27 protein-coding genes and 1 riboswitch are annotated in these 23,641 nt (G+C 67.1%); of the genes, 13 read left to right on the top strand and 14 right to left on the bottom strand.

Translation table 11 applies throughout. The features are described from left to right. Window position 1: 1 nt before the first annotated feature. Genes cfa through crcB form a run of 3 tightly spaced genes read right to left on the bottom strand, consistent with a single transcriptional unit; the run spans window position 2 to window position 1,897 of the window. A complete protein-coding gene (gene cfa / locus ASD55_RS15755) occupies window positions 2–1,120 on the bottom strand; it encodes a cyclopropane fatty acyl phospholipid synthase (protein ID WP_056767611.1) in 1,119 nt (372 codons plus the stop codon). Window positions 1,121–1,159: 39 nt separating this feature from the next. Continuing rightward, window positions 1,160–1,498 (bottom strand): DUF190 domain-containing protein, encoded by a 339-nt coding sequence (locus ASD55_RS15750; RefSeq protein ID WP_056767608.1) that lies wholly within the window; start codon window positions 1,496–1,498, stop codon window positions 1,160–1,162. Window positions 1,499–1,510: 12 nt separating this feature from the next. Then, window positions 1,511–1,897: a fluoride efflux transporter CrcB gene (gene crcB, locus ASD55_RS15745; RefSeq protein WP_056717757.1), complete on the bottom strand. Its 387-nt coding sequence runs from the start codon at window positions 1,895–1,897 to the stop codon at window positions 1,511–1,513. 67 nt (window positions 1,898–1,964) lie between these two features. Continuing rightward, a riboswitch (Fluoride riboswitch) is annotated at window positions 1,965–2,069 on the bottom strand. A 76-nt stretch (window positions 2,070–2,145) separates the two neighbouring features. On the opposite strand from crcB, the gene ASD55_RS15740 reads away from it, so the two are divergent. Further along, window positions 2,146–3,411: a multidrug effflux MFS transporter gene (locus tag ASD55_RS15740; protein WP_056767606.1), complete on the top strand. Its 1,266-nt coding sequence runs from the start codon at window positions 2,146–2,148 to the stop codon at window positions 3,409–3,411. A 10-nt stretch (window positions 3,412–3,421) separates the two neighbouring features. Here ASD55_RS15740 and ASD55_RS15735 read toward each other — a convergent pair whose 3' ends face one another. Further along, a complete protein-coding gene (locus tag ASD55_RS15735; protein WP_056767865.1) occupies window positions 3,422–4,570 on the bottom strand; it encodes a DUF2235 domain-containing protein in 1,149 nt (382 codons plus the stop codon). A 206-nt stretch (window positions 4,571–4,776) separates the two neighbouring features. On the opposite strand from ASD55_RS15735, the gene chaB reads away from it, so the two are divergent. Further along, on the top strand, window positions 4,777–5,004 hold the full coding sequence (gene chaB / locus ASD55_RS15730; RefSeq protein WP_056717755.1) for a putative cation transport regulator ChaB: 228 nt from the start codon (window positions 4,777–4,779) through the stop codon (window positions 5,002–5,004). A gap of 18 nt (window positions 5,005–5,022) precedes the next feature. Here the strand turns inward: chaB and ASD55_RS15725 are convergent, their stop codons facing one another. The 5 genes from ASD55_RS15725 to ASD55_RS15705 all read right to left on the bottom strand — a co-directional run bounded on the left by ASD55_RS15725 (window position 5,023) and on the right by ASD55_RS15705 (window position 8,121). Further along, on the bottom strand, window positions 5,023–5,520 hold the full coding sequence (locus ASD55_RS15725) for a hypothetical protein (protein WP_056767603.1): 498 nt from the start codon (window positions 5,518–5,520) through the stop codon (window positions 5,023–5,025). Window positions 5,521–5,599: 79 nt separating this feature from the next. Further along, a complete protein-coding gene (minE, locus tag ASD55_RS15720) occupies window positions 5,600–5,884 on the bottom strand; it encodes a cell division topological specificity factor MinE (RefSeq protein ID WP_056717753.1) in 285 nt (94 codons plus the stop codon). Between the two features lie 5 nt (window positions 5,885–5,889). Continuing rightward, window positions 5,890–6,705 carry a septum site-determining protein MinD gene (gene minD, locus ASD55_RS15715; protein ID WP_056717752.1) on the bottom strand — a complete coding sequence of 272 codons (816 nt, stop codon included), beginning with the start codon at window positions 6,703–6,705 and terminating at the stop codon, window positions 5,890–5,892. Between the two features lie 37 nt (window positions 6,706–6,742). Then, window positions 6,743–7,504, bottom strand: coding sequence for a septum site-determining protein MinC (gene minC / locus ASD55_RS15710; RefSeq protein WP_056767600.1), 762 nt, complete (start codon window positions 7,502–7,504; stop codon window positions 6,743–6,745). Then, a complete protein-coding gene (locus ASD55_RS15705) occupies window positions 7,501–8,121 on the bottom strand; it encodes a GNAT family N-acetyltransferase (RefSeq protein ID WP_056717750.1) in 621 nt (206 codons plus the stop codon). The genes minC and ASD55_RS15705 overlap by 4 nt, the downstream gene beginning before the upstream one ends. Before the next feature lie 206 nt (window positions 8,122–8,327). On the opposite strand from ASD55_RS15705, the gene ASD55_RS15700 reads away from it, so the two are divergent. The 7 genes from ASD55_RS15700 (at window position 8,328) to ASD55_RS15670 (ending at window position 16,670) form a co-directional block, all read left to right on the top strand. Further along, entirely contained in the window at window positions 8,328–9,551 is a 1,224-nt protein-coding gene (locus tag ASD55_RS15700) for a sensor histidine kinase (protein WP_056767597.1), read from the top strand. A 108-nt stretch (window positions 9,552–9,659) separates the two neighbouring features. Beyond that, entirely contained in the window at window positions 9,660–10,301 is a 642-nt protein-coding gene (locus ASD55_RS15695; RefSeq protein WP_007806385.1) for a response regulator transcription factor, read from the top strand. Window positions 10,302–10,546: 245 nt separating this feature from the next. Continuing rightward, entirely contained in the window at window positions 10,547–11,908 is a 1,362-nt protein-coding gene (locus ASD55_RS15690) for a hypothetical protein (RefSeq protein ID WP_056767595.1), read from the top strand. 171 nt (window positions 11,909–12,079) lie between these two features. Beyond that, window positions 12,080–13,024: an ABC transporter ATP-binding protein gene (locus ASD55_RS15685; protein ID WP_056717747.1), complete on the top strand. Its 945-nt coding sequence runs from the start codon at window positions 12,080–12,082 to the stop codon at window positions 13,022–13,024. After that, window positions 13,021–13,755: an ABC transporter permease subunit gene (locus ASD55_RS15680; protein WP_056717746.1), complete on the top strand. Its 735-nt coding sequence runs from the start codon at window positions 13,021–13,023 to the stop codon at window positions 13,753–13,755. The genes ASD55_RS15685 and ASD55_RS15680 overlap by 4 nt, the downstream gene beginning before the upstream one ends. A gap of 4 nt (window positions 13,756–13,759) precedes the next feature. Beyond that, a complete protein-coding gene (locus tag ASD55_RS15675; protein ID WP_056767592.1) occupies window positions 13,760–15,676 on the top strand; it encodes a Gldg family protein in 1,917 nt (638 codons plus the stop codon). A gap of 112 nt (window positions 15,677–15,788) precedes the next feature. Beyond that, the gene (locus ASD55_RS15670) at window positions 15,789–16,670 is read left to right on the top strand and encodes a cytochrome c oxidase assembly protein (RefSeq protein ID WP_056767590.1); all 882 of its coding nucleotides are present in this window, start codon (window positions 15,789–15,791) and stop codon (window positions 16,668–16,670) included. Here the strand turns inward: ASD55_RS15670 and ASD55_RS15665 are convergent. Both ASD55_RS15665 and ASD55_RS15660 read right to left on the bottom strand, forming a co-directional pair. Then, window positions 16,664–17,173, bottom strand: coding sequence for a copper chaperone PCu(A)C (locus ASD55_RS15665; protein ID WP_056767587.1), 510 nt, complete (start codon window positions 17,171–17,173; stop codon window positions 16,664–16,666). The two genes, ASD55_RS15670 and ASD55_RS15665, sit on opposite strands and share 7 nt — an antisense overlap. Further along, entirely contained in the window at window positions 17,170–17,784 is a 615-nt protein-coding gene (locus ASD55_RS15660; RefSeq protein WP_056767863.1) for an SCO family protein, read from the bottom strand. Before ASD55_RS15660 ends, ASD55_RS15665 begins: the two co-directional genes overlap by 4 nt. An 81-nt stretch (window positions 17,785–17,865) precedes the next feature. On the opposite strand from ASD55_RS15660, the gene ASD55_RS15655 reads away from it, so the two are divergent. Continuing rightward, window positions 17,866–18,243 (top strand): DUF423 domain-containing protein, encoded by a 378-nt coding sequence (locus tag ASD55_RS15655; RefSeq protein WP_056717742.1) that lies wholly within the window; start codon window positions 17,866–17,868, stop codon window positions 18,241–18,243. A 49-nt stretch (window positions 18,244–18,292) separates the two neighbouring features. Beyond that, window positions 18,293–18,712: a hypothetical protein gene (locus tag ASD55_RS15650; RefSeq protein WP_056767861.1), complete on the top strand. Its 420-nt coding sequence runs from the start codon at window positions 18,293–18,295 to the stop codon at window positions 18,710–18,712. Between the two features lie 5 nt (window positions 18,713–18,717). Here the strand turns inward: ASD55_RS15650 and ASD55_RS15645 are convergent, their stop codons facing one another. From ASD55_RS15645 to ASD55_RS15635, 3 genes are all read right to left on the bottom strand, one after another. Then, a complete protein-coding gene (locus tag ASD55_RS15645; protein WP_056767583.1) occupies window positions 18,718–19,506 on the bottom strand; it encodes a CPBP family glutamic-type intramembrane protease in 789 nt (262 codons plus the stop codon). A 25-nt stretch (window positions 19,507–19,531) separates the two neighbouring features. Continuing rightward, window positions 19,532–19,723, bottom strand: a complete 192-nt coding sequence (locus ASD55_RS15640; RefSeq protein WP_056767580.1) for a hypothetical protein — start codon at window positions 19,721–19,723, stop codon at window positions 19,532–19,534. Window positions 19,724–19,817: 94 nt separating this feature from the next. Then, window positions 19,818–20,693: an SPFH domain-containing protein gene (locus ASD55_RS15635; RefSeq protein ID WP_056767578.1), complete on the bottom strand. Its 876-nt coding sequence runs from the start codon at window positions 20,691–20,693 to the stop codon at window positions 19,818–19,820. A 139-nt stretch (window positions 20,694–20,832) separates the two neighbouring features. Between ASD55_RS15635 and purT the strand changes: the two genes are divergently transcribed. Then, the gene (gene purT, locus ASD55_RS15630; protein WP_056767575.1) at window positions 20,833–22,014 is read left to right on the top strand and encodes a formate-dependent phosphoribosylglycinamide formyltransferase; all 1,182 of its coding nucleotides are present in this window, start codon (window positions 20,833–20,835) and stop codon (window positions 22,012–22,014) included. Between the two features lie 108 nt (window positions 22,015–22,122). After that, a complete protein-coding gene (locus tag ASD55_RS15625; RefSeq protein ID WP_056767572.1) occupies window positions 22,123–23,631 on the top strand; it encodes an FMN-binding glutamate synthase family protein in 1,509 nt (502 codons plus the stop codon). Window positions 23,632–23,641: the final 10 nt, after the last annotated feature.

Here is a 23,641-nt window from a genome sequence, read left to right as displayed (position 1 = left end):
ATCAGCGCGGCACGCGATAGCCGCCGGGCACGCCGTTCGGGCTCAGGGTGATTTGCCACAGCTGGTCGCGGCGGCTGCGGAACACGGCGGAGGAGACCGCTAGGTAGTAGCGCCACATGCGGCGGAAGCGTTCGTCGTAGCTGGCCGGCAGGCTCGACCACGCCGCTTCGATGTTGGCGCGCCATGCGGTCAGGGTGCGGTCGTAGTCGGCGCCGAAGTTGTGCCAGTCCTCGATCACGAACAGGTCTTCCAGCGCGGTGGTGACCTGGCTGGCGGCAGGGATCATCGAGTTGGGGAAGATGTATTTCTCGATCCACGGGTCGGTCTGCGCCGGCGCGCTGTTGCTGCCGATGCAGTGCAGCAGCGACAGTCCGTCGTCCTTGAGGCAGCGGCGCACGGTCTCGAAGTAGGCGCGGTAGTTCTTGCCGCCGACGTGCTCGAACATGCCGATGGAGAACACCGCGTCGAACTGCTCGTTGATGTCGTGATAGTCCTGCAGGCGGATTTCGATCGGCAGGCCGGCGCACAGTTCGCGGGCGTAGTCGGCCTGCTGCTGCGAGACGGTGATGCCGACGCCTTCGATGCCGTAACGCTCGGCGGCATATTTCAGCGCCTCGCCCCAGCCGCAGCCGATGTCCAGCACGCGCTGGCCGGTCTTCAGCTGCAGCTTGCGGCAGACCAGGTCGAGCTTGGCCGCCTGCGCGTCGTCGAGGTTGTCGGCCCTGGCCCAGTAGCCGCAGGAGTACACCAGCCGCTTGCCCAGCATGGCCTGGAACAGGTCGTTGCCGAGGTCGTAGTGGGCCTTGCCGATCTCGAACGCGCGCTCGCCGCGCTGCAGGTTGATGAAGCGCGCCTTGAGGTGGGCGAGCAGGGTGTCCAGCGTCTTCAGCTCCTGGTCGAGCCCCGCGGTGAGCAGGCGCGTGCACAGGCCGGGCAGGTCGTCCGCGTCCCACCAGCCGTCCATGTAGGCTTCGCCAAGACCCAGCGAGCCATGCGCGAACACCCGCGGATACAGGCGGTCGTCGTGCACGCGCAGGTCGATCGGCGCGTTGCCGTCGATGTGGATGCCGGCCTGTTCGAGCAACTGGCTGGCGCGGTCTTTCAGATCGTCCTGACTCATGGAGTGCCTCGCGGCGGATGGTTCGAATGGTTTCGGTGATCACTGCTTGCCGAGCATTTCGAAGTCTGCGGGCCAGCGCGCATACGTGGCGTCGACGCCCGCGTCGCGCACCAGTTGCAGCAGCGTCGCGGCCTGTTCGTCGCGCAGCAGGAACTCGATCTTCACCGGCAGGTCGTCGGCCAGTTCGAAGAACTGCTCCTCGTGCAGCACGCCATGCCGGCCGAAGCCCGCGATGGCGCGGAACACCGAACCGCCGCCGATGCCGCGCTGCTTCGCCTGCTCCAGCAGCCATTCGGACAGCAGCACGCCGTCGTGTCTGGCGCGGGAGTGGCAGTAGAAGGTCAGGTGCACGCCTCGTTGCAGGTTTTGCGGGTTCATGCGGATGCCCGGTCAGTGGCGCAGCAGGCTGCGGGTGAGCGCGATGCCGAGCACGGTCATCGCCAGCGAGCCGATCACGTGCACCGCGACATGGCCGCTGAACCACAGGTATTGCTGGCGCAACAGCAGGGTGGCGGATTCGGCGGAGAAGGTGGAAAAGGTGGTGAGGCCACCAAGGAACCCGGTGAACACGAACAGCCGCAGTGCGGGCGGCAGCGCCTGGAAGTGATCGAACAGGCCCATCACGCAGCCCATCAGCAATCCGCCGGCGAGGTTCGCCGCCAGGGTGCCCAGCGGCAGGGTGGGGAACATCGGGTTGAGCAGGATGCCCAGTCCCCAGCGCAGCCAGCAGCCGATGGCGCCGCCGATGCCGATTGCCACGAATCCGGTAAAGCCCACGAGCGCGCCTCCTGACGGGAATGTGTCCGGTTCCGCGGTGGCAGGCACGCCTGCACCGCCGGAAACCGGGGGAGCAGGCATCATCAACTTCAACACAAGGAGCGCGAGAAGCGGTTTGTCCCGGGGGGAGCGAGCATTCCGGAACGGGAGGCATGCCATCTCCCATGGCGAACATCCTAGTCGATCCGGCCGCCCCGACGTCAAGGGTGGCCCTATAATGCGCGACCCGCCGCGACCAGCATGCCGTCATGACTCCAGCCCAGCGCACCGTGCGACGCAGCCTGCCATGGCTGCTGGCCGGGCTGTCGATGATCGGGCCGTTCTCGATCGACGCGGTGTTCCCGGCGTTCCCGCTGATCGGTGCGCGTTTCCAGGTCGACGACACGGCGCTGCAGCAGCTGGTCAGTGCGTACCTGCTCACCTACGCGGTGATGAGCCTGTTCCACGGCGCGATCTCCGATGCGATCGGGCGCAAGCCGGTGATCGTCACCGGCATGCTGGTCTACGCGCTGGCGTCGGTGGGCGCGGCTTCGTCCACCTCGTTCGCGATGCTGCTGGCCTGTCGCAGCTTGCAAGGCATGTGCGCGGGCGCCGGCCTGGTGGTGGGCCGGGCGGTGATCCGCGACAGCCTGGAAGGGCCGGCGGCGCAGCGGCTGATGTCGCAGGTGATGATGATCTTCGGCGTGGCGCCGGTGATCGCGCCGATGATCGGCGCCCTGCTGCTGCCGCTGGGCGGCTGGCACGGCATCTTCTGGCTGCTGGCCGGTTTCACCCTGCTGCTGGCGGTGGCCCTGCTGACCCTGCTGGACGAAACGCATCCGCCGGAGCGGCGTTCGCGCTTCGCGCCGCGGCCGTTGCTGGCCGGCTACCTGGCGTTCGCGCGGGAGCGCTCGTTCTGGCCGCTGCTGGTTTCCAGTTCGGTCAATTTCGCAGGGCTGTTCCTCTACATTTCCTCCGCGCCGCGCATCGTGCGCGAGCTGCTGCATCTTTCGGCGCAGGGTTTTCCATGGCTGTTCGTGCCGGTGGTGATCGGCCTGATCAGCGGCGCGTGGCTGTCCGGGCGGATGGCCGAACGCTGCAGCGCCAAACGCACGGTGAGCCTGGGCTACGCGTCGATGCTGCTGGCCTGCGTGGCGCACCTGCTGCTGGCGCTGCTGTTTCCGCAGCCGCGCCTGCCGTGGTCGATGCTGCCGCTGATCCTGCACGGCATCGGCGTGCAGCTGGCGTTCCCCACGTTGACCCTGCTGTTGCTGGATCGCTTTCCGCACCATCGCGGCGGCATCTCCTCGGTGCAGGCGTTTGCCAGCCTGCTGTTGTGCGGCTTCGTGGCCGGCGTGGTGTCGCCGCTGCTGTCGGCCAGCATGCTGCAGCTGGCGCTGGGTGCGTCGCTGCTGACCGTGCTGGGCGTGCTGGCCTGGGGCTGGTACCACGGCGTGACCCGCGAGGCCGTGTTGCCGGTCAGCGGTGCCGATGCGGCGGCGGTGATGGCCGCGGAGATCGCCGAGCCGCGCTGAACGAAGAGGCTCAGGCAGCGGGCAGGCTTGCGGCAGGCGCATGCGCGATCGGCACCACCGCCTCGACCGACATCAGCACCGTGGCGCTGGCCAGCGCGCGAACCAGCGACGGCGAGCGATAGCTGCTGTCGGCAAGCCATCGCTGCCACACCGACTCGTCGACCTTCTCGTTGACGCCGGTGCCGAGCAGGCGATCGATCGGCGGCTTGAACTCCTTGTACAGGCCGCTCATGAATTCCCTGTACGAATTGCGCGGCACGCCGGTGTACGCGTCGGCGGCGGGCAGCAGCAGCCTGCCGCACGCCAGGCCGGCGTCGATGGCCTTGCGCTGCAGCCAGGCCAGCGGCAGGTCGGGCAGGGGGTCGGGCTTGCGGCCGGCGCCGTCGCAGTCGTTGCCGCCGCCGACGTCCGAATGCGAGCCGATGAACCAGCGCTGCTCGATCTCGATCTGCTCGTTCTTCTTGGAGGTAAGCGATTCGCCCGGCTTCACGGTGTACGGATTGCGCGTCCACACCGCGGGCGCGAAGTCGGCCCGATGCTCGTCCAGCGCCAGGGCCTGGTAGGCGTATTTCACGATACGGCTCAGCTCGGTGTCGTGGAACCGGTAGCGCGCCCGGGCATACGGAAACCATGAGGCGGTGTCGGGAATGCCCAGCGAGCCGACCGTGTCCCACACGCCGATGAAATGGATGTCCACCTCGATCGAATGCTCGGCGCGATAGGCGGCCGCGACGTCGCCGTCGGGTTTGCTGGAGGCGTCGCGATAGAGGTCGTAGGCGGCGGACACGTCGGACTTCGCCACCTTGTCGTCGTTGCCGCAGCGGAGCAGGCCGCATTTGCGGATCAGCCCGGCGAGGCTGCGCGCGGTGTAGGCGCCGCGACTGAAGCCGAACAGGAAGATGCGGTCGCCCGGCTGCCATTGCTCGCACAGCCAGCGGTAGCCATCCAGCACGTTGCCGGAAAGGCCGTAGCCGAACGCGCCGCCGAGCAGGTGGCTGATGCCGCGCGTCACGCCCACGCCTGGAATGTAGTTGACCAGTTGCGGGTGGCCGTGGGCGTCGAGCGGTGCGATCAGCTGGCGCAGGCGTTCCACGTTGGTGTTGGATTCGGGCTTGTTCCAGGTGCCGTCGAACAGCAGCACCAGCTGGCGCGTGGCCATGATGTCCTCCGGCGCGCTGCGCAAGGGAATGCCTGGGCCGATTCTAGGGCAATGGCTGCGGGTGGCCAGTGCCGCGGGCAGGTTGCCGGGGATGATGCCGCGCGTGCGTGGCGGCTGCTGGCGCTTAGCGCGATATGGACATCCATTTGACGCGCGCTGGACCTGGCCGGGTCCAGGCTGGCCGCGGTTCCCAGCCGGAGCATGTCATGCCCTACAAGACCGTCAGCGAGTTGCCCGAGTCCGTGCGCGACCACGTGCCGAAGCACGCCCAGGAGATCTACAAGGAAGCGTTCAACAGCGCCTGGGACGAATACGCCGACAGCGACGAGCGTCGCGGCGACGAATCGCGCGAGGAGGTGGCGCACAAGGTGGCGTGGTCGGCGGTGAAGAAGAAGTACGACAAGGGCAGCGACGGCGACTGGCATGCGAAGTAGCCTGCCGGCTGTGGCGCATCAGGCGTGGGGCAGGCCACGCGTCCTGAGAAACTCGCGCGCCTCCGTGGCATCGCCTTCGAACCAGGCGCGGGTCGAGCCCAGCCGGAACGAGTAGCCCCAGGCGTCCATGTCGGTCATCAGGCGTTCGCGGCCGACACCGGGGAGCCGGTCGGCCAGCACGATCTGCAGGTAGCAGGTGGCGTCCTCTTCCTCGACCGAGTCGGTCGCGTCGGTATGCACCGTTGCGCGTTTTTCCTCGGGCAGCACGATCAGGTGGCCTGCCTCGTGCAACAGCGAATGCACCGGCGTGTCATCGCGCGCGTAGACCGTAGTGCCGATGATGCCGGCCTCGCGCTCGCCCCAGAAACTGCCGGGGATCGGTGTGTCGTGAGCCACCCGTTCGAGCGTCAATCCGAACTGCGCGAGCAGCGCGGCGGGATCGGCGAAACCGATCTGGCCGACGCAGAGCACGCTGTCGGCCGGATCGCTGGCGGTGGAATGGGTGTCGGGGTGCATGGGGCGCGACGCGCGGACGATCCGGAATGAAGAGCGCCGGGCCGCGCGTGGCGGCCCGGCATGGACTTGGCGTGGGTGCTCAGCCGCTCTGGGCTTCGCTGCCGGCCGGCAGCTTGCCGTCGGGCAGGGTCACCGAGAGTTCGAGGATCTCGTGGCCGCTGTCGCGCTCGAAGTTGATGTTGATCGCATCGAGATCGACGTGGACGTACTTCTTGATCACTTCGAGCAACTCGTTGCGCATCATCGGCAGGTAGTCCGGCGCACCACGGGTGGAGCGCTCCTGCGCCACGATGATGCGCAGGCGCTCGCGCGCCACGCTGGCGGTGGCCTCGGGCTTGCGCTTGAGGAAATCGAGAATGCCCATCGTGATCAACCTCCGAACACGCGCTGGAGAAAGCCCTTCTTGGGCACGTCGATGAAGCGCAGCGGGCGCTCTTCGCCGAGGATGCGGGCCACGGTGTCGCTGTATGCCTGGCCGGCCAGCGAGTTGGCGTCGACGATGACCGGGATGCCGTTGTTGGAGGCGGTCAGCACGTTCTCCGACTCGGGGATCACGCCCACCACCTGGATGCCGAGGATTTCCTCGACGTCCTTCACGCTGAGCATTTCGCCGATGGCGACGCGGGCCGGGTTGTAGCGGGTCAGCAACAGGTGCTGGATGATCGGTGGCTCACCCTTCTCGGCGCGCCGGGTCTTGCTGGCCAGCAGGCCCAGGATGCGATCCGAGTCGCGCACCGAGGAGACTTCCGGGTTGACCACCACCACCGCATGGTCGGCGAAGTACATCGCCAGGTGGGCGCCTTTCTCGATGCCGGCGGGCGAGTCGCAGACCACGTAGTCGAAGCCGTCCTCGGACAGGCCGTCGAGCACCTTCTCGACGCCTTCCATGGTCAGCGCGTCCTTGTCGCGGGTCTGGCTGGCGGCCAGCACGTACAGGTTGTCGTAGCGCTTGTCCTTGATCAGCGACTGTTTCAGCGTGGCTTCGCCGTGCACGACGTTGACGAAGTCGTACACCACGCGCCGCTCGCAGCCCATGATCAGGTCGAGGTTGCGCAGGCCGACGTCGAAGTCGATCACGGCGACTTTCTTGCCGGCCATGGCCAGGCCGGTGGCGAGGGAGGCGCTGGTCGTCGTCTTGCCGACGCCGCCTTTGCCGGAGGTGACAACGATAATCTCAGCAGTCAAGGGCCCATCTCCGCAGGTTTGTTTTTGTTGTGGGTGATCACAGCCTGGCGATCATCAGTTTTTCGCCGTCGAGCCAGCATTGCACGGACTGGCCCTCGAGGTCGCCGGGAATCTGTTCGAACACGCGGTACTGGCCGGCGATCGCCACCAGTTCGGCGCGGAAGTCGGAAACGTAGATGCGTGCCTTCTCGTCGCCCTGCGCACCGGCCATGGCGCGGCCGCGCAGGCCGCCGTAGATGTGGATGTTGCCGTCGGCGATCACCTCGGCGCCGTTGGCCACCGCGCCGGTGACGATCAGGTCGCGGTCGCGGGCGTAGATCTGCTGGCCGGAACGGATCGAGCCGGCGTGATGCTGGGCGCCCACGTTGCCGGAGGTCGGTGCCGAAAGAATCGGTTCGCGCGCCGCCGCCGGGGCGGGCTCGCTGGGGGGCGCGGTGGCGGCCGGCGTGGCCGCGGACGGTTCGTAGGCCGCACGGAACTTGGCGATCAGCGGCAGCCCCATCCGTTTGGCCAGCGCCTCGGTCTCGCTGGTGCCGTAGGCCAACCCCACCGGCAACATGCCGGCGCTGCGCACCGCTTCGAGCAGTGCGTCGACGGTGCCGTCGTCGGGCAGGTCGAGCAGGTGGCTGAGGTCCAGCACCACGGCGGCGCGGGCGAACATCTGCGGCGCGGCGCGCACGCGGCGTTCCAGTTCGTCGCACAGGGCGGCGGCGTCGACCCGACGTACCCGCACGCAGGCAAGGCCGACCTGGCCGAAGCGCAGGTCACAGGCGTCGGTGGCATCCATGCTTGCGTTCATGCGTGCCGCTCCCCGGCCAGGCGGAGCGGATGCGGCCGGGCGGTGTCCGGGCGTTCGCGTTCGGCCAGCCACGGCACGTCGGGCAGGCCACCTTTCTCGAGCCAGGTGTCGCGTACATAAGCGTAGCTGGGCAGGTCGCGGGCCAGCAGGCTGACCTGCGGGCCGTGCTCGCCCATGCGCTGCTGGCCGACTTCCTGGAAACCGTAGGTGCCGTGGAACAGCACGACCACGTCGTCGCGCGGCTCCAGGAACACTTCGCAGGTGAGCAGCGGCACGCGCACCTCGGCGTAGCTGTGCACGTCGCAATAGAAGATGCGGCCCAGCCCGTGGCGGCGGTAGGCGTTGGCGATCACGATGCGGTCGATGTACAGGAACTGCGGATAGTGCTCGGCGAACCAGCGATAGTTCGGGCTGTCGTAATCGCCGCCTTCGCGCAGCGCGATCAGGAAGCCGGCCAGCTGGCCGTCGATTTCGGCCACGCGGAAATATTCGGCGTGCTCGTGGAAATAGCGCAGCTGGGCAGGATCCAGTGCGAGGATGGAGCGACCGGCAGCGTTGTTGAGCGCCAGTACGGCATCCAGGTCGTGCTCGCGCACGTCGCGGATGGCAAGGGCCATTCGTTGCTCCGCAAGGGTGGATTCGGGGACGAGAGGCGACCGCTGCCTCGCGCAATGCCGCATTATGACATGCGCGGCAGGCCCTTACATCTCGCAAGGGCACATGTAAAAGCTTTGTAAAGCCGTTGTGCGGCGACAGCCGTGACCTGGCCGGGCATGACTTCTCGCGCATTGCGCGAATTCCCCGCGCAGCCAATGATGCGGGGATGCGCTGGCCCTTCTTCAACCATATCCGCCTGCTTCGCTATGCGGGCTTCTTCACCTATCTGTCGGTGGGGACGCCGCTGGTCACGAACTGGGCCACCGAACGGCTGACCCAACTGCAGCGGCCGAATTTTTCGCTGCTGCTGTGGACGCTGTGTTACCTGATCTTCGGCTTGATGTACTGGCTGCTGACCAGCAACCTCGGTTCGCGCCGCTACCCGGTGCTGAAACTGCTCGGGCTGACGCTGATGACAGCCGCCGCCGTGGCGGTGGGCTGGTACAGCCACAGCGGCCTGTCGGCGATGCTGATGGTGGTCGCCTCGCTGGTGCTGCCGTGGCTGCTGCCGTTCTCGCTGGCGGTGTTCTGGCTGGTGCTGCAGCACCTGAGCCTGGTGGCGATCTTCGCCACCTTCCCCGAATACGATCACAGCGTCGCCTTGGGGTTTCTCCAGGCCAGCATCTACCTGGGCATCTCGGTGCTGGTGTTCGTGACCTCGACGGTCGCCAGCCAGCAGGCCGAGCAGCGCGACGTGCAACGGCGGCTGAATTCCGAGCTGCGCGCCACCCGCGCCCTGCTGGCCGAATCCAGCCGCATCGCCGAACGCATGCGCATCGCGCGTGACCTGCATGACCTGATCGGCCACCACCTGACCGCGTTGAGCCTGAACCTCGAGGTGGCCAGCCACCTCACCAACGAAGCGGCCGGCGCCCACGTACGCAAGGCGCAGAGCACCGCCAAGGTGCTGCTGGCCGACGTGCGCGAGGTGGTCAGCGAACTGCGCCAGGACGACGCGATCGACCTGACCCAGGCCTTGCGGGGACTGGCCGAGGGCGTGCCCGGCCTCGACGTGCACGTGGTGATGCCGCCACGTTTCAGCGTGGAGGACCCGCGCCGTGCCCAGGTGCTGCTGCGCTGCGCCCAGGAGATCATCACCAATGCCGCGCGCCACGCCGGCGCCCGCAACCTGTGGCTGAATTTCGCCTATGCCGGGGAAAACCTGATCGGCCTGCATGCGCGCGACGACGGCCGCGGCGCCGAGAACGTCGCGCCGGGCAACGGCCTGTCCGGCATGCGCGAGCGGCTGGCCGAGTTCGGCGGCAGCCTGACCCTGGACAGCGCGCCGAGCCAGGGATTTGCGCTGACCGTGCGGCTGCCGCTGGGGGAACATGCCGCGCTGGCGCATGCGCCGACCCGGCTTGAGCCACCAGCGCTCAATGTGTCGTAATCTCTGCCGTCTGCGCCGGGGTGCGAAAGTGCGTCGGTGTTGGCAGCGGGGCCCTGCGCCAGCTGCCAGCATCCCATCGTCAAGCCACAGTTTTCCCGAGGATCCGCGATGATTTCCGTTTGTCTCGTCGACGACCAGAATCTGGTTCGCCAGGGCGTCCGTTCGCTGCTGGACCTGGCCGAGGACATCCGTGTGGTGGCCGAGTGCGCCGACGGCGCCCAGGCCGTGCAGGATATTCCGCGGATCAAGCCCGACGTGGTGCTGCTGGACCTGCGCATGCCGAACATGAGCGGGCTGGAAGTGCTGCAGGCGCTGTCCGCCCGCAACGAACTGCCGCCCACGATCATCCTGACCACCTTCGATGACGACCAGCTGGTGCTGCAGGGCCTCAAGGCCGGCGCCCGCGGTTACCTGTTGAAGGACGTCTCGCTGGAGCAACTGGTCGAGGCCGTGCGCACGGTGGCCGCCGGCGGCTCGCTGGTGGCGCCGATGGTGACCCAGCGGCTGATGGCCGGGGTGTCGCGTATGCAGAACAACTTCACCAGCCTCGAGCAGCCCGACCCGCTGACCGAGCGCGAGACCGAGATCCTGCGGTTGCTGTCCGGCGGCTACAGCAACAAGGAGATCGCCAACTCGCTGAAGGTGGCCGAGGGCACGGTGAAGAACCACGTTTCCAACATCCTTTCCAAGCTGGGCGTGCGCGACCGCACGCGGGCCGTGCTGAAGGCGCTGGAAATGGGCATCGTCTGATGCCCGCCCGGGTGCAGGGCGCCCGGATGCGCCGTTTCAACGGGCTTTGGCCGGGCGTTTTTCGACCCTGCGCGGAGGCCGTCCGGGCGGATAGCGTTCCAGCCCGTGAGCAAGTAACATCCGTAGCTTCGGCGTTTGCCGACCCCCTGCCATGGCCCTCGGACCCCACCGAAGGGCGGGTTCGCGCGGAAGGCCGGGGCAACACTATCTAGGTATGGCGTAAAGACGCTTCGGAGAACTCTGGAATGATGCGTGTCTTTGAATTTCTTGTTGCCCTGGTCATCGTTGCGGTGCTCGGTGTCCTGGCGGCTGTGGTCATGCCCGGCAGCGGTCATGTGGAACGCCAGCTGGTCATCGGCAAGGACATGCGTCAGGTCTATGACGTGCTCGACAACTACCGCCGGCTGCCGGACTACTCGGTGCTGCGCTCGCTCGACCCCAAGGTGCAGTTCGCGTTCTCCGGCAAGGCCTACGGCCCGGGCGCCGAGATCAGCTGGACCACGACGGATGCCAAGCTGGGCAATGGTGGCCTGACCATCGCCAGCGCCACGCCCGAGTTCGACCAGATCGACGGCAACACCAAGAGCGCCAGCATCATCTGGAACCTGGACAACGACTGGCGCGGCCTGGACAAGCACTTCACGCTGGATCTGGAGCGCCAGGGCAACCGCGGCCAGCTGACCCAGGTGACCTGGTCGTATGACGTGTCCTACGGCTGGAACCTGATCAACCGCTTTGCCAATCTCTACATCCACGGCGATCCGGACTCCTTCATCCAGTTCAGCCTGAACAACCTGCAGAACGTGCTGGCCGGCGTGCCGAACATCGACTACAGCCAGCTGATCCCCTACATCGAACAGACCCAGCCCACTCCGGTGCTGCTGGTGTCGAGCTCGATCCAGCGCAAGGACGGCCTGGAAGGTCTGGACGACGCGGTGGCCAAGGCGACCACGGAAATCCAGGCGGCCGCCAAGAAGCTCGGCGTGAACATCACCGGCTCGCGCATCCTGATCACCACCAACTACGGTGACCAGACCTACAGCTTCGACGTGGCGTTCCCGATCGACAGCAGCACGCTGACCGTGAATGGCCAGAGCGAGCAGCTCACCGCCGCCACCCCGCCGTCGATCGACAATGCGGCTCCCGCGGAGGCGAGCAGCGCCGCTGGCGCAGCCGACGGCAGCGTGGCCGTCGGCAGTCGCGACCGCTTCGGTCGCCTGGTGTTGGATGGCAACGTTCGCGCCTCGCTGGCGTTCGGTGGCGCGGCGCTCAAGGGCGTGTGGAACGGCACGTTTGCCGGTGTGCCGCAGACCCGCGACATGCTCAAGGCTTACGCGCAGACCCATGGCTACAAGTACGACGAAGTGGTCAACCGCCCCTACGACGTGATTGCCACGCCGGAAGTGAAGGACGCCGGTGGCAACATCACGTCCTATGCCAAGTACAACGTGTACCTGCCGATCACCGACGCCCCGGAAAAGACTCCGGAGCAGGAAGCCGGTCTGCAGCCGCCCAGCCTGGAAGAGGCACCGGCAGCGGCCAGTTCCGCTCCCGCCCCGGCCGGCACGGCCGCGGCTCCGGCAGAGGCCGCCAGCGCGGGCGAGTAAACCCTCCGCGAACGGTCTTGCCGAAGTACAAAAAGGCCCTTCCACCGGAAGGGCCTTTTTCTTTCGGATCCCCCCGCGCTTCTTGCGGTACATTGCGGGACGCGCCGCGACAGCGCCCGGCCAGCTCTTCCGCCAGCTGGTCGCGCCGAACTCCACAGCCCGTCACCGGACATGATCGAAACCGACCAGCTCACCCGATGCTATGGCCACCTCACCGCCGTGGACGCGCTGAGCATCCGTGTCGAACCGGGCCAGGTGCTGGGCCTGCTTGGCCCGAACGGTGCCGGCAAGTCCACCGCGATGCGCATGATCGCCGGGTTTCTGGTGCCCACCTCGGGCACGGCACGGGTATGCGGCCACGACGTCAGCCGCGAGCCGTTGAAGGCGAAGCGGGCACTGGGCTACCTGCCGGAAGGCGCGCCCAGTTACGGCGAAATGACCGTGCGCGAGTTCCTCCATTTCATCGTGCGCATGCGCGGGCTCAAGGCGGAGACGGGCTATCGGCGTTTCGACGCGGTGGTGCAGCAACTGCAGCTGGAGGAAGTGCTGGAGGTATGCATCGACACGCTGTCGAAGGGCTTGCGCCGACGCGTCGGACTGGCCCAAGCGATCCTGCACGATCCGCCGGTACTGATGCTGGATGAACCCACCGATGGCCTCGATCCGAACCAGAAGCACGCGGTGCGCCAGCTGATCGACGTGATGGCGCGCGACCGCACCATCCTGATCTCCACCCACCTGCTGGAAGAAGTCCACGCGCTGTGCAACCGGGTGGTGATCATCGCCCGTGGCAAGCTGCTGGCGGATGCCACGCCGGCCGAACTGGAAGCGCGCTCGCGCTATCATGGCGCGGTGTCGTTCAGCGCGCCGGGCAGCGGCATGTCGCAGGAGATGCTGGGGCGCCTGCCGCAGGTGGCGTCGATCGAGGTGGACCCGCTGGACGGGCGCATCACGGTGTTCCCGAAGCCCGGCGAACGCATTCTGGAAGCGGTGGAAACGCTGCTGCGCGAGCAGGGCCTGGAGGTTTCGGAAATCCAGCTCGAGCGTGGCCGGCTCGACGAGGTGTTCCGCCAGATCACCACCAGTGACGATCGCGCCGCCGAGGTTCGCGCATGAGCCCGGTCAACGCGGTGCTGCGGCGCGAGTTGCGCAGCTATTTCGTGACTCCGGTGGCCTACGTCTTCCTGGTGATCTTCCTGGTCCTGACCGGCATCCTCACGTTCTATGCGGGCGATTATTACGAGCGTGGCCAGGCCGACCTGCAGCCGTTCTTCGCGATGCATCCCTGGCTGTACCTGATCCTGGTGCCGGCGATCACCATGCGCATGTGGGCGGAGGAGGCCAAGGGCGGCACGCTGGAGCTGCTGCTGACCCTGCCGCTGACGCTGTGGCAGGCGATGCTGGGCAAATTCCTGGCGGCCTGGCTGTTCATCGGTCTGGCGCTGGCGCTGACCTTCCCGATCTGGATCACCGTCAACTACCTGGGTTCGCCGGACAACGGCATCATCCTGGCGGGATACCTGGGCAGCTGGCTGATGGCCGGCAGCTTCGTGGCGATCGGTGCCTGCCTGTCCGCGCTGACCCGCAGCCAGGTGGTGGCCTTCATCCTCACCGCGCTGGTCTGCGTGTTGCTGATCCTGATCGGCCAGCCGCAGGTGCTCGATTTCTTCTCCGGTACCCTGCCGCGCAAGCTGATCAACGCGGTGGCGCACCTGTCGATGCTGCGCCACTTCGAGGCGATCGCGCGGGGCGTGCTGGACGTCCGCGACCTGTTGTATTTCCTGCTGAGCACGCTGGGCTGGCTGATCGCCGGCGTGCTGCTGCTAGACCTGAAGCGGACGCGCTGAAGCCATGTCCATGTCGCGCATCCGTCGCCTGTTCTCCACCCCGTTGCGACTGACCCGACGGGGTCTGCTCTACCTGGCGCTGGTGCTGCTGGTGCTGGTGTTCGTGCCACTGATCGTGGCCAGCAGTCGCTGGCTGCACGCGTCGCGGGTCGACCTCACCACCGACCAGCTCTACACGCTGACGCCGGGCACGCTGCATATCGTCGATACATTGCAGCGGCCGCTGCGGTTGACCTTGTACTTCTCCGAGCACGCGACCCGCGACCTGCCGCAACTGCGCAGTTACGAGCAGCGCGTGCGCGAGATGTTGCAGGAGATGGTGGCGCGTTCGCACGGTCGCATTCGCCTGCAGACCATCGATCCGGTGCCGTATTCCGATGACGAGGCCAGCGCCGAAGGCAGCGGCCTCACCGCGGCCAATGGCGGCAGCAACGGCGAGCGGGTGTTCTTCGGCCTCGCCGGCAGTGCCATGTCCGGCAGCGTCGACGGCGACAGCAACGATGACCGCGTCCCGGAGAAGACGCTGTCGATCGCGTTCTTCGATCCCTCGCGCGAGGCGTTCCTCGAGTACGACATCGCCAAGCTGGTGTACGAACTGAACCAGACCAGCAAGCCGCAGGTCGGCGTGATCAGCTCGCTGCCGGTCGAGGGCAACCCGGTGCTCAGCGAGCAGCCGTGGACGGTCCTGCAGCAACTGGGCCAGCTGTTCGACCTCAAGACGATCGACCCGGCCACGCTGCAAAAAGTGGACGACAAGATCCGCGTGCTGTTGCTGATCCAGCCCAGGCGCCTGACTCCCGATGCGCAATATGCGATCGACCAGTACGTGCTGGGCGGTGGGCACCTGGTGGTATTCGTCGATCCGGACGCCGAGCTGGACACCTCGCCCTACGGGCCGGAGAGCATCACCTTTCCCGATCGTGCGTCGGACCTGCCGCGGCTGTTCAAGGCGTGGGGCGTGGTCTACGACCCGCACAAGGTGGTGCTCGATCGTACCCGCGCGTTGCAGATCGAGCTGGCCGGCAGCAGTCTCAACCATCCGGCGATGCTGGACTTGGGCGCGCAGGAACTGAACCGCAACGATGCGGTGACCGCCAGCCTGCAGCGCATCAACGTCTCCACCGCAGGCTTCTTCGACCTGGCCGCGAATGCGCACACCCGGCTGATCCCGTTGTTGCAGAGCAGTGCCGAGGCCGAGGTGGTGTCCACCCAGCGCGTGCTGGACGCGAGCAACGATCCCACTACGCTGCTGCAGAACTACCATCCCGACGGCGCCCACTACCTGCTCGCGGCGCGCCTGCACGGCACCTTCGACAGCGCGTTCCCGGAGCGCGCCGGCGTCGCGGGCCATCGTGCGCGCTCGGCCGCGAATGCCGAGGTGATCCTGGTTGCCGACACCGACCTGCTCAGCGATCGCCTGTGGGTCGAGCCGCAGACCATTCTTGGCCAAACCATGATGCGGATCTTCGCCAACAACGGCGACCTGGTGACCAACCTGGTGGACAACCTCAGCGGCTCGTCGGCGCTGCTGTCGATCCGCGGCCGCTCCACTTCGCAGCGCCCCTTCACCCGGGTGCAGGCATTGCGCAATGTGGCCGACCAGAAATTCCTGCAGAAGGAGCAGGAGCTGGAGCAGGAGCTGGCCGACACCCGGCGGCGGCTGGACGAACTGCAGCCGGCCAAGGGCGGCCACGGCAGCACCGCCACGGCCGAGCAGCGGCGCGAGATCGAGCAGTTCCGCCAGCGCCAGCTGGCGATCAACAAGGAGCTGCGCGACGTGCAGCACCAGCTCAACGCGGAGATCGATGCGCTGGGGCTGCGGGTGAAGGTCACCAATATCGTGGCGATCCCCGCCCTGGTGGTGCTGTTCGGCCTGTTGTACGGCTGGCGCAGGGGGCGCTACGGCCGCCGCCGCCGGTGACGGCGGCAATCTGCCGCAAGCACGCGGACCCTTGAAAGCTGACGCGATGGCGGTGCGGCGTTAAGCTGGGCGGTCGCCGGCCGCCGCCGGTGCAGACAGAAGTACCGGTGCAGTGACTGCAAGCCTGTTGAAATGGATCGTGCCGTGGGAGTTTTCGTGGGTCTTGCTCACGTGCTTCGTGGTGGCCAGCGTGCTGTACCTGCGCGGTTGCCGCCGACGGCCGGTGCGATTCGCCAGCAAGCTGGCGTTCTGGTCGGGCATGGCGATCATCTATTTGTCGCTGCACACGTATCTGGACTACTACGCCGAGCATGAGTTCTTCATGCACCGCATCCAGCAGTTGCTGCTGCACCATATCGCACCGCTGCTGATCGTCGCGGCGTATCCGTCCGCGGTGTTGCGCGCCGGCCTGCCGCTGGCCTGGCGGGTACGCGTGCTGCGTCCGTTGCAGCGCTCGTGGCCGTGGCGGCTGGTATTCGGCGTGCTGTGGAATCCGACCGTCGCCACGCTGCTGTTCGTCGCCTTCATCCTGATCTGGCTGGTGCCCGATTTGCAGACGCTGGCGATGCTGGACTGGCGCATCTACCGCTTCATGAACTGGAGCATGCTGGTCAGCGGTTTCGCCTACTGGTCGCTGGTGCTCGATCACCGCCCGCATCCGCCGGGACGGATGACCGCCGGGCTGCGCGTGCTGTCGCCGGCGATCACCATGACGCCGCAGATCGTCGCCGGAGCGATCGTCACGTTCTCGAAGACCGACCTCTATCCGATCTTCGAGATCTGCGGACGCGCGTTCACCTTCAACGTGCTCACCGGCCAGCTGATCGGCGGCGTGATCATCTGGGTGCCGTCGGCCCTGGTGGAGTCGATCGGCGGGCTGATGGCGCTGCGCCTGTGGCTGCGCCTGTCACGCAACGGTCGGTTGCCGCGCAAGCCGCCGCGCAGGACGGCCCGGGCATTGGCCGGCAAGGCAACGGTTACGGACGCTCAGTGATCGTGTGATATCGCGCCGTGGTCCATGCCGGGCATGGCGGGGTCGGCATGAGCGTCGCCGGCGTCCAGCGCATTGGCCGGTCGTGCGATGAAGTCGGTGGCCAGGGTGCTGCCGTCGGCGAACTTCAGGGTCAGCGTCACGGCGTCGCCCGGTTTCACCGGCTGGCTCGGTTGCATCAGCATGAGGTGGTAGCCCGCCGGCGCCAGCGCGGCCTTGCCGTGCGCGGGCACGTCGAGCGAGTCGACCATGCTCATGCGACTGACGCCGCCGGCGGTCGAACTCTGGTGCAGCATCGCCTCGGCGTAGATCGTGCTGCTGGCGCCGCGCAACGCGATCGGCGCGCCGCTGTCGTTTTCCAGCGTGACATAGGCGCCGGCGGGCAGGGCGCCGGGCAGCACGCGAATCCACGCATGGCTGGCATGGATGTGGTCGGCATCGGCCGCGTGGGCGACGCCGGCCAGCAGCAGGCCGGCGCACAGCAGCGACAGTCGGGAAAGTTTCATCGGTCGGCTCCGTTGTCGAGCAGCAGGTGCAGGTCGTGGACGAGGTCGTCGTGCGAGGCGGAGGGGGTGGCCAGCACGCGGGCATGGCCCTCGCGGTCGAACACGTAGATCGCCGAACTGTGGCTCACCTCGTAATTGCCGTCGGCATCGCCCGGTTCGCGGGTGAAGGCCGAGCGGTAGCGCTTGCTCAGCGTTTCGACGGCGCGAGCGCTGCCGACCAGGCCCACCGCGCGCGGGTCGAACGCGTTGACGTAGGCGTGCATGATCGCCGGCGTGTCGCGTGCCGGATCGACGCTGACGAACAGGATGCGCGCGTCGTCGGCCAATGGTCCCAGCCGCTGCATCACCACGTGCAACTGGGCCAGGGTCAGTGGGCAGACGTCGGGGCAATGGGTGTAGCCGAAATACAGCAGCACCACCTTGCCGCGATAGTCGGCGCCGGTGACCGCCTTGCCGTTGTCGTCGGTGAGCTTGAAGTCGAGATCGGGCATGTGGCCGCTGATGTTGGTCAGCCGGAACGGCGGCTGGTCGTGCTGACAGCCGCCCAGCAACAGGCCGACAGCGAGCAGCAACAGCAGCAGCGCGGGGCGCAGCCAGTGGCGGGGCTTCATGCGAGAATCCTTGGTCTTCATCCGTTCAAGCATACGACACCGGCCGCGTTGCCGGGTTCGCCGGCCAGGGATACGAGCACCATGCGACAACCTGTCAGTACCCGTGTTGCCGTGCTGGTCGGCATTGCCGGAGCCAGCGCGGTGCTGCTGGGCGCGTTCGGCGCACATGCGCTGCGCGGCGTGCTCGACGGGCGTGGCACGGAGTTGTGGCATACGGCGGTGAACTACCACGTGTGGCATGCGCTGGCGCTGGTCATGACGGCTGCGCTGGGGCGTGGCCGCAGCGGCCGGGTGGCGCTGCTCGCGTTCGGCGCCGGCATCGTGTTGTTCAGCGGCAGCCTGTATGCGCTGGCGCTGGGTGCGCCGCGCTGGGTGGGCATCATCACGCCGTTCGGCGGGCTGGCCCTGGTGGTCGGCTGGCTTGCGCTTGGCTGGACGCTGCGTACACGCAACGAATAGTTCTTGCGGGTGTCATGCCGCGGTCATGCCCGGCTGCGATCGTGTGGGCATGAACACGCAGACCGTCCCCTGGCAGCGCTCACGTGCGACATGGTCGCCCGGCCTTGTTCTGCGCAAGCTGCGCGGGCCCGGCCTGATCCTGCTTGCGGCGTTGTCGCTGGGGCTGTCGTGGTCGTGGTTGCCGGCTTCTGCCGGGGCAGATGAGACCGACCCCGTCGGCCAGCTGGTGCACTGGCGGGATGCGGCCCACGACTGGCTGCTGGTGGTGGACCCGGAGACCCGCGAACTGGTGGTCTACGACGCCAACAATGGGCGTCCGCTGGAGCGCCTGGGTGCAGACGACGGACTGCCTGAGGTTGATTCGATCGCGCAGTCGGGTTCGTTGCTGCTCGTGACGGATCGGCAGCATGCAGAGGTGCGCCTGTTGAAGCTGCCCCAGCTGCAGCAGGTGGCCTTCGATCCGCGCTGAGCGAATCAGGCGCCGCCGGCCAGTGGAGCGATCACATGCAGCACCAGGTCGGCGCAGAAGTGCGCCAGCATCGCGTGCTCCAGGCCGTACTTCCAGAACAGCACGCCGGTCACCGTTCCGACGACGGCATTGAGCAGGACGATCTTGCCGATCAGCAACGATGCCGGTGTCGCCGTGATCGCGAAGACTGCCGGCAGATGGCCGGCGCCGAACAGCAGCGCGGCCAGCACGATGGCCACCACGAACATCCACGGCAGCGCCACGTTGCGGTGACTTCGCGCCAGCAGCCAGACGAACAGGCTGACCAGCAGCAGCCGGCAGCCGATTTCCTCCACGATGCCCCCATAGAACAATGCCAGCGCGCCACGCCAGGCCCAGCCTGCGGCGCTGGTGGCATGCTCGGCCGGAAGCGTGGGTCCAAGCAACGACAGGCCGAACACCAGCACGGCAGTCCCTGCGCCGAGCGACATGGCCAGGCCCCAGCGCGCAGGCCGCCCCGGTTCGAGCGGACGCCGATAGACCCGACTGCGCAGCCACGGTGCATCCAGTCCGTGCGGCGCGCCCAGGTACAAGCCGAGCCAGGCGAGCAGCCAGCACATCACGCCAGCCTGGATCGTCTGCGCCGCCACCACGACCGGCAGGGGCAAGGGCAGCGCAGCCAGTTTCTGCGGCATCAGCACCAGCAGATACGGCCACAGCGCCAGGGTGGACAGCAGGCCGGCAAGGCCGAGCAGCATGGCGAGCTTCAGATGGGGACCCTTGACGGGCAGGGCGGGAGGCGCGGTGGCTGGCATGGAGTGAGGCTCTTGCAGTGGAGGGTCAGTCCGGGTCGTGGTCGACCGCGGTCTTGCCGGGATTGGCTTTCAGGCGGCCAGCCTTGCGCAGCGCCTCGCGCAGCACGTATTCGATCTGTGCGTTGAGGCTGCGCAGTTCGTCATCGGACCAGCGCTGCATCGCGTCCAGCACGACGGCGTTGATGCGCAGCGGATAGGCTTTTTTTTCGGCGGCCATGCCGGCTCAGTGCCGCCCGTGTCCACGCCTTGCGGCGTGGCACGCAATGAACACGATCAGCAGGATGGTGATGAGGCTGCCCATGACCATCCCCTCAGTACAGCGTGCCGGTGTTCAGCACCGGCTGGGTGCCGCGCTCGCCGCACAACACCACCAGCAGGTTGCTGACCATCGCCGCCTTGCGTTCTTCGTCAAGCTCGACCACGCCACGCCTGCTGAGCTGGTCCAGCGCCATCTCGACCATGCTCACCGCGCCTTCGACGATTTTCGTGCGGGCGGCGATGATCGCACCGGCCTGTTGCCGCTGCAGCATCGCCTGGGCGATTTCCTGCGCGTAGGCAAGGTGGCTGATGCGGGCTTCCACCACCTGCACGCCGGCCTTGCCCAGGCGGGTCTGGATCTCGTCGCGCAGGTGCGTGTTGATCTCGTCACCGTGGCTGCGCAGCGAGGGCTTGCCGTCCTCGTGGGCGTCGTAGGGGTAGCTCTGCGCCATCTGCCGCAGCGCGGATTCGCTCTGGATGTGCACGTAGTTTTCGTAGTCGTCGACGCAGAACACCGCCTCGGCCGTGTCCAGCACCTGCCATACCACCACGGCGCCGATCTCGATCGGGTTGCCGTCGTTGTCGTTGACCTTCAGCTTGCCGCTCTCGAAGTTGCGCACGCGCAGCGAGATGCGCTGGCGGCTGTAGAACGGATTGGTCCAGCGCAGGCCCTCGTGGCGCACGGTGCCGGCGTACTTGCCGAACAACTGCAGGACCTGGCCTTCATTCGGGGCGACCTGGAAGAAACCCTTGAGCATGAAGCTGTCGATCGCCAGCAGGATCACGCCGGTGAACACCTGGAACAGCGGAGGGGCATCCGGATGACCGTGGATGGCGGATACCACCAGTGCCACGCCGATGCCGGCCAGTACCAGGCACAACCCCACGAAAGGGATGCCGGCGACGGAAAAGCCATTGTGTTCGTTCATGAGGAGTCTCCCTGAGGTGAGATGATTAGATATCAAAATGATATCAAATGCAAGTGACCCCTCGTGATCCCGGCAGTGACGGCGGTCGACGACCCGGGCGGCCGCATACAATGCCGGTTTGTCCGCACCGGAGAACCCGATGAAGCCTTTCGGCACGCCCCATTCCGACCACGCGCTGCGCGTTCTGCTGCTGGGCTCCGGCGAGCTGGGCAAGGAAGTGGCGATCGAACTGCAGCGCTACGCGGTCGAGGTGATCGCGGTGGATCGCTACGCCAATGCGCCGGCCATGCAGGTGGCTCATCGCAGCCACGTGATCGACATGCTGGACGGCAAGGCGCTGCGTGCGGTGATCGAGCTGGAAAAGCCCGACCTGGTGGTGCCGGAGATCGAGGCGATCCACACGCCGACCCTGATCGAACTGGAGAAGGAAGGGCAGCGGGTGATCCCGACCGCCCGCGCCGCGTGGCTGACGATGGACCGCGAAGGCATCCGCAAGCTCGCCGCCGAGGAGCTGCAGCTGCCGACTTCGCCGTACCGCTTCTGCGATGACGAGGCGCAGTACCGCGCCGCAGCCGCCGCGATCGGCTATCCGTTCGTGGTCAAGCCGGTGATGAGTTCCTCCGGCAAGGGCCAGAGCGTGGTGCGCGGCGACGACGAACTGCAGCAGGCGTGGGATTACGCCCAGTCCGGCGGGCGCGCGGGCAAGGGCCGGGTGATCGTCGAGGGTTTCGTCGATTTCGATTACGAGATCACCATGCTCACCGTGCGGCACACCGATGGCGTCAGCTTCTGCGCGCCGATCGGTCATCGCCAGGAAGACGGCGATTACCGCGAGTCGTGGCAGCCGCAGCCGATGAGCGACGCCGCGCTGGCCGAGGCGCAGCGCCAGGCCGCCGCGGTCACCGGCGCGCTGGGCGGCTGGGGCGTGTTCGGCGTGGAATTCTTCGTGAAGGGTGATGCGGTGATCTTCTCCGAGGTCAGCCCGCGCCCCCACGACACCGGCCTGGTCACCCTGATCTCGCAGGAGTTTTCCGAGTTCGCGCTGCATGCGCGGGCGATCCTGGGACTGCCGATCCCGGTGATCCACCAGTACGGTCCGTCGGCCTCGTGTGCGGTGCTGGTCAAAGGCGAGGGCGCGGGACCGCGCTACCACGGCGTGGCCGAGGCGCTGGCCGAGCCGGACACGCAACTGCGCATCTTCGGCAAGCCCGAGGTGAAGGGACGCCGGCGCATGGCGGTGGCGCTGGCGCGGGCCGGCACGCTGAACGAAGCAGTGGGCAAGGCCGTGCGCGCCGCCGGAAAACTGCGCATCGAGTTGTGATCGGAAGAATGCCGCGATCCGATGCGATAGGCTCTGCGCTATCGATGACGGTTGTCCAGTCGTAACCGCTCGCCCTGACGGCGAGCCCTTGATCGGGGAGAGGCAGGGATGGAATCAGGCGGATTCGCGCACTGGCTGGTGGTGGTGGTCGAGCTGGCGGCGGCGTTCGCGCTGCTGTTGCTGGCGCTGGCGGTGGTGGTGCTGCTGGCGACCTGGGTGGTCGACCGCAACCAGACCGGCAACGCGGTGCTGCGCAACTTCCCGGTGATCGGCCACTTCCGCTACTGGTTCCTGCATCTGGGCGAGTTCTTCCGCCAATACCTGTATTCCAGCGACCGCGAGGAAATGCCGTTCAATCGCGCCCAGCGTACCTGGGTGTATCGCGCGGCGAAGAATGTGGACAACACCAACGCCTTCGGTTCCAGCCGTGACTTGCGGGCCGAAGGCGTGCCGTTCTTCGTCAACGCGCCGTTCCCTGACCTGGGCACCGATCATGTCGAGCCGGTGCCGGTGACGATCGGCCCGTACGCGCGCGAGCCGTACAGCCACGCCGCGTTCTTCAATATTTCCGCGATGAGCTTCGGCGCACTGTCGGCGCCGGCGGTGCGGGCGCTGTCGCGGGGCGCGGCCAAGGCCGGCATCTGGATGGACACCGGCGAAGGCGGCCTGGCGCCGTATCACCTGGAAGGCGGTTGCGACATCATCTTCGAGATCGGCACGGCCAAGTACGGCGTGCGCACGCCGGACGGCAAGCTCGACGACGAGAAGCTGCTGGCGATCTGCGCGCACCCGCAGGTGAAGATGGTCAGCATCAAGCTGGGCCAGGGCGCCAAGCCCGGCATGGGCGGCCTGCTGCCCGGCGCCAAGGTCACCGCCGAGATCGCGGCGATCCGCGGCATTCCCGTCGGCGAGGATTCGCAAAGCCCGAACCGCCATTTGGACATCGGCAACGTCGCGCAGCTGATGGACAGCATCGCCCACATCCGCGAGCTCACCGGCAAGCCGGTGGGCTTCAAGGCGGTGCTGGGCGGCGCCGAATGGATCGGCGAACTGTGCGATGAAGTGCATCGGCGCGGCATCGGGAGCGCGCCCGACTTCATCATCGTCGACGGCTCCGAGGGCGGCACCGGCGCCGCGCCGCAGACCCTGATGGAAGGCGTGGGCCTGCCGCTGCACGAGGCGCTGCCGGCGCTGATCGACATGCTGATCGTCAAGGGCCTGCGCGAACGCATCAAGGTGGTCTGCTCGGGCAAGTGCATCACCGCCTACGACGTGGCGTGGGCGTTGTCGATCGGTGCGGAATTCGTCAATTCGGCGCGCGGCTTCATGCTGGCGCTGGGCTGCATCCAGTCACTGCAGTGCAACCGCAACACCTGTCCCACTGGCATCACCACGCAGAATCCGAAACTACAGCGCGGCCTGGTGGTCACCGACAAGGCCGAGCGGGTATTCCATTACGCGAAGAACGTGATGCACGAAGTGGGCATCATTGCCCACAGCTGCGGCGTCAGCGAACCGCGCCAGCTCAATCGCGGGCATTGCCGCGTGGTCGGCGACGACGGTTTGTCGATTCCGCTGGAGAAGCTGTTTCCGTACCCGCAGCGAGAGCCTTCGTAGGACGGACTGC

It is taken from the genome of Rhodanobacter sp. Root561, from assembly GCF_001427365.1.
Classification (GTDB): Bacteria; Pseudomonadota; Gammaproteobacteria; order Xanthomonadales; family Rhodanobacteraceae; genus Rhodanobacter.
This window is presented reverse-complemented; position numbering and strand designations above follow the sequence as displayed.

Excerpts from the sequence above, each read along its gene's own strand:
- ASD55_RS15700 (WP_056767597.1), top strand. The coding sequence starts at position 8,328 with ATGCGCTGGCCCTTCTTCAACCATATCCGCCTGCTTCGCTATGCGGGC.
- ASD55_RS15690 (WP_056767595.1), top strand. The coding sequence starts at position 10,547 with ATGATGCGTGTCTTTGAATTTCTTGTTGCCCTGGTCATCGTTGCGGTG.
- minE (WP_056717753.1), bottom strand. The coding sequence starts at position 5,884 with ATGGGCATTCTCGATTTCCTCAAGCGCAAGCCCGAGGCCACCGCCAGC.
- minC (WP_056767600.1), bottom strand. The coding sequence starts at position 7,504 with ATGAACGCAAGCATGGATGCCACCGACGCCTGTGACCTGCGCTTCGGC.
- ASD55_RS15625 (WP_056767572.1), top strand. The coding sequence starts at position 22,123 with ATGGAATCAGGCGGATTCGCGCACTGGCTGGTGGTGGTGGTCGAGCTG.
- purT (WP_056767575.1), top strand. The coding sequence starts at position 20,833 with ATGAAGCCTTTCGGCACGCCCCATTCCGACCACGCGCTGCGCGTTCTG.
- ASD55_RS15650 (WP_056767861.1), top strand. The coding sequence starts at position 18,293 with ATGAACACGCAGACCGTCCCCTGGCAGCGCTCACGTGCGACATGGTCG.
- ASD55_RS15735 (WP_056767865.1), bottom strand. The coding sequence starts at position 4,570 with ATGGCCACGCGCCAGCTGGTGCTGCTGTTCGACGGCACCTGGAACAAG.
- ASD55_RS15645 (WP_056767583.1), bottom strand. The coding sequence starts at position 19,506 with ATGCCAGCCACCGCGCCTCCCGCCCTGCCCGTCAAGGGTCCCCATCTG.
- ASD55_RS15685 (WP_056717747.1), top strand. The coding sequence starts at position 12,080 with ATGATCGAAACCGACCAGCTCACCCGATGCTATGGCCACCTCACCGCC.
- ASD55_RS15665 (WP_056767587.1), bottom strand. The coding sequence starts at position 17,173 with ATGAAACTTTCCCGACTGTCGCTGCTGTGCGCCGGCCTGCTGCTGGCC.
- cfa (WP_056767611.1), bottom strand. The coding sequence starts at position 1,120 with ATGAGTCAGGACGATCTGAAAGACCGCGCCAGCCAGTTGCTCGAACAG.
- ASD55_RS15655 (WP_056717742.1), top strand. The coding sequence starts at position 17,866 with ATGCGACAACCTGTCAGTACCCGTGTTGCCGTGCTGGTCGGCATTGCC.
- ASD55_RS15635 (WP_056767578.1), bottom strand. The coding sequence starts at position 20,693 with ATGAACGAACACAATGGCTTTTCCGTCGCCGGCATCCCTTTCGTGGGG.
- ASD55_RS15675 (WP_056767592.1), top strand. The coding sequence starts at position 13,760 with ATGTCCATGTCGCGCATCCGTCGCCTGTTCTCCACCCCGTTGCGACTG.
- ASD55_RS15640 (WP_056767580.1), bottom strand. The coding sequence starts at position 19,723 with ATGGCCGCCGAAAAAAAAGCCTATCCGCTGCGCATCAACGCCGTCGTG.
- ASD55_RS15740 (WP_056767606.1), top strand. The coding sequence starts at position 2,146 with ATGACTCCAGCCCAGCGCACCGTGCGACGCAGCCTGCCATGGCTGCTG.
- chaB (WP_056717755.1), top strand. The coding sequence starts at position 4,777 with ATGCCCTACAAGACCGTCAGCGAGTTGCCCGAGTCCGTGCGCGACCAC.
- ASD55_RS15660 (WP_056767863.1), bottom strand. The coding sequence starts at position 17,784 with ATGAAGCCCCGCCACTGGCTGCGCCCCGCGCTGCTGCTGTTGCTGCTC.
- ASD55_RS15705 (WP_056717750.1), bottom strand. The coding sequence starts at position 8,121 with ATGGCCCTTGCCATCCGCGACGTGCGCGAGCACGACCTGGATGCCGTA.
- ASD55_RS15680 (WP_056717746.1), top strand. The coding sequence starts at position 13,021 with ATGAGCCCGGTCAACGCGGTGCTGCGGCGCGAGTTGCGCAGCTATTTC.
- ASD55_RS15750 (WP_056767608.1), bottom strand. The coding sequence starts at position 1,498 with ATGAACCCGCAAAACCTGCAACGAGGCGTGCACCTGACCTTCTACTGC.
- ASD55_RS15725 (WP_056767603.1), bottom strand. The coding sequence starts at position 5,520 with ATGCACCCCGACACCCATTCCACCGCCAGCGATCCGGCCGACAGCGTG.
- ASD55_RS15695 (WP_007806385.1), top strand. The coding sequence starts at position 9,660 with ATGATTTCCGTTTGTCTCGTCGACGACCAGAATCTGGTTCGCCAGGGC.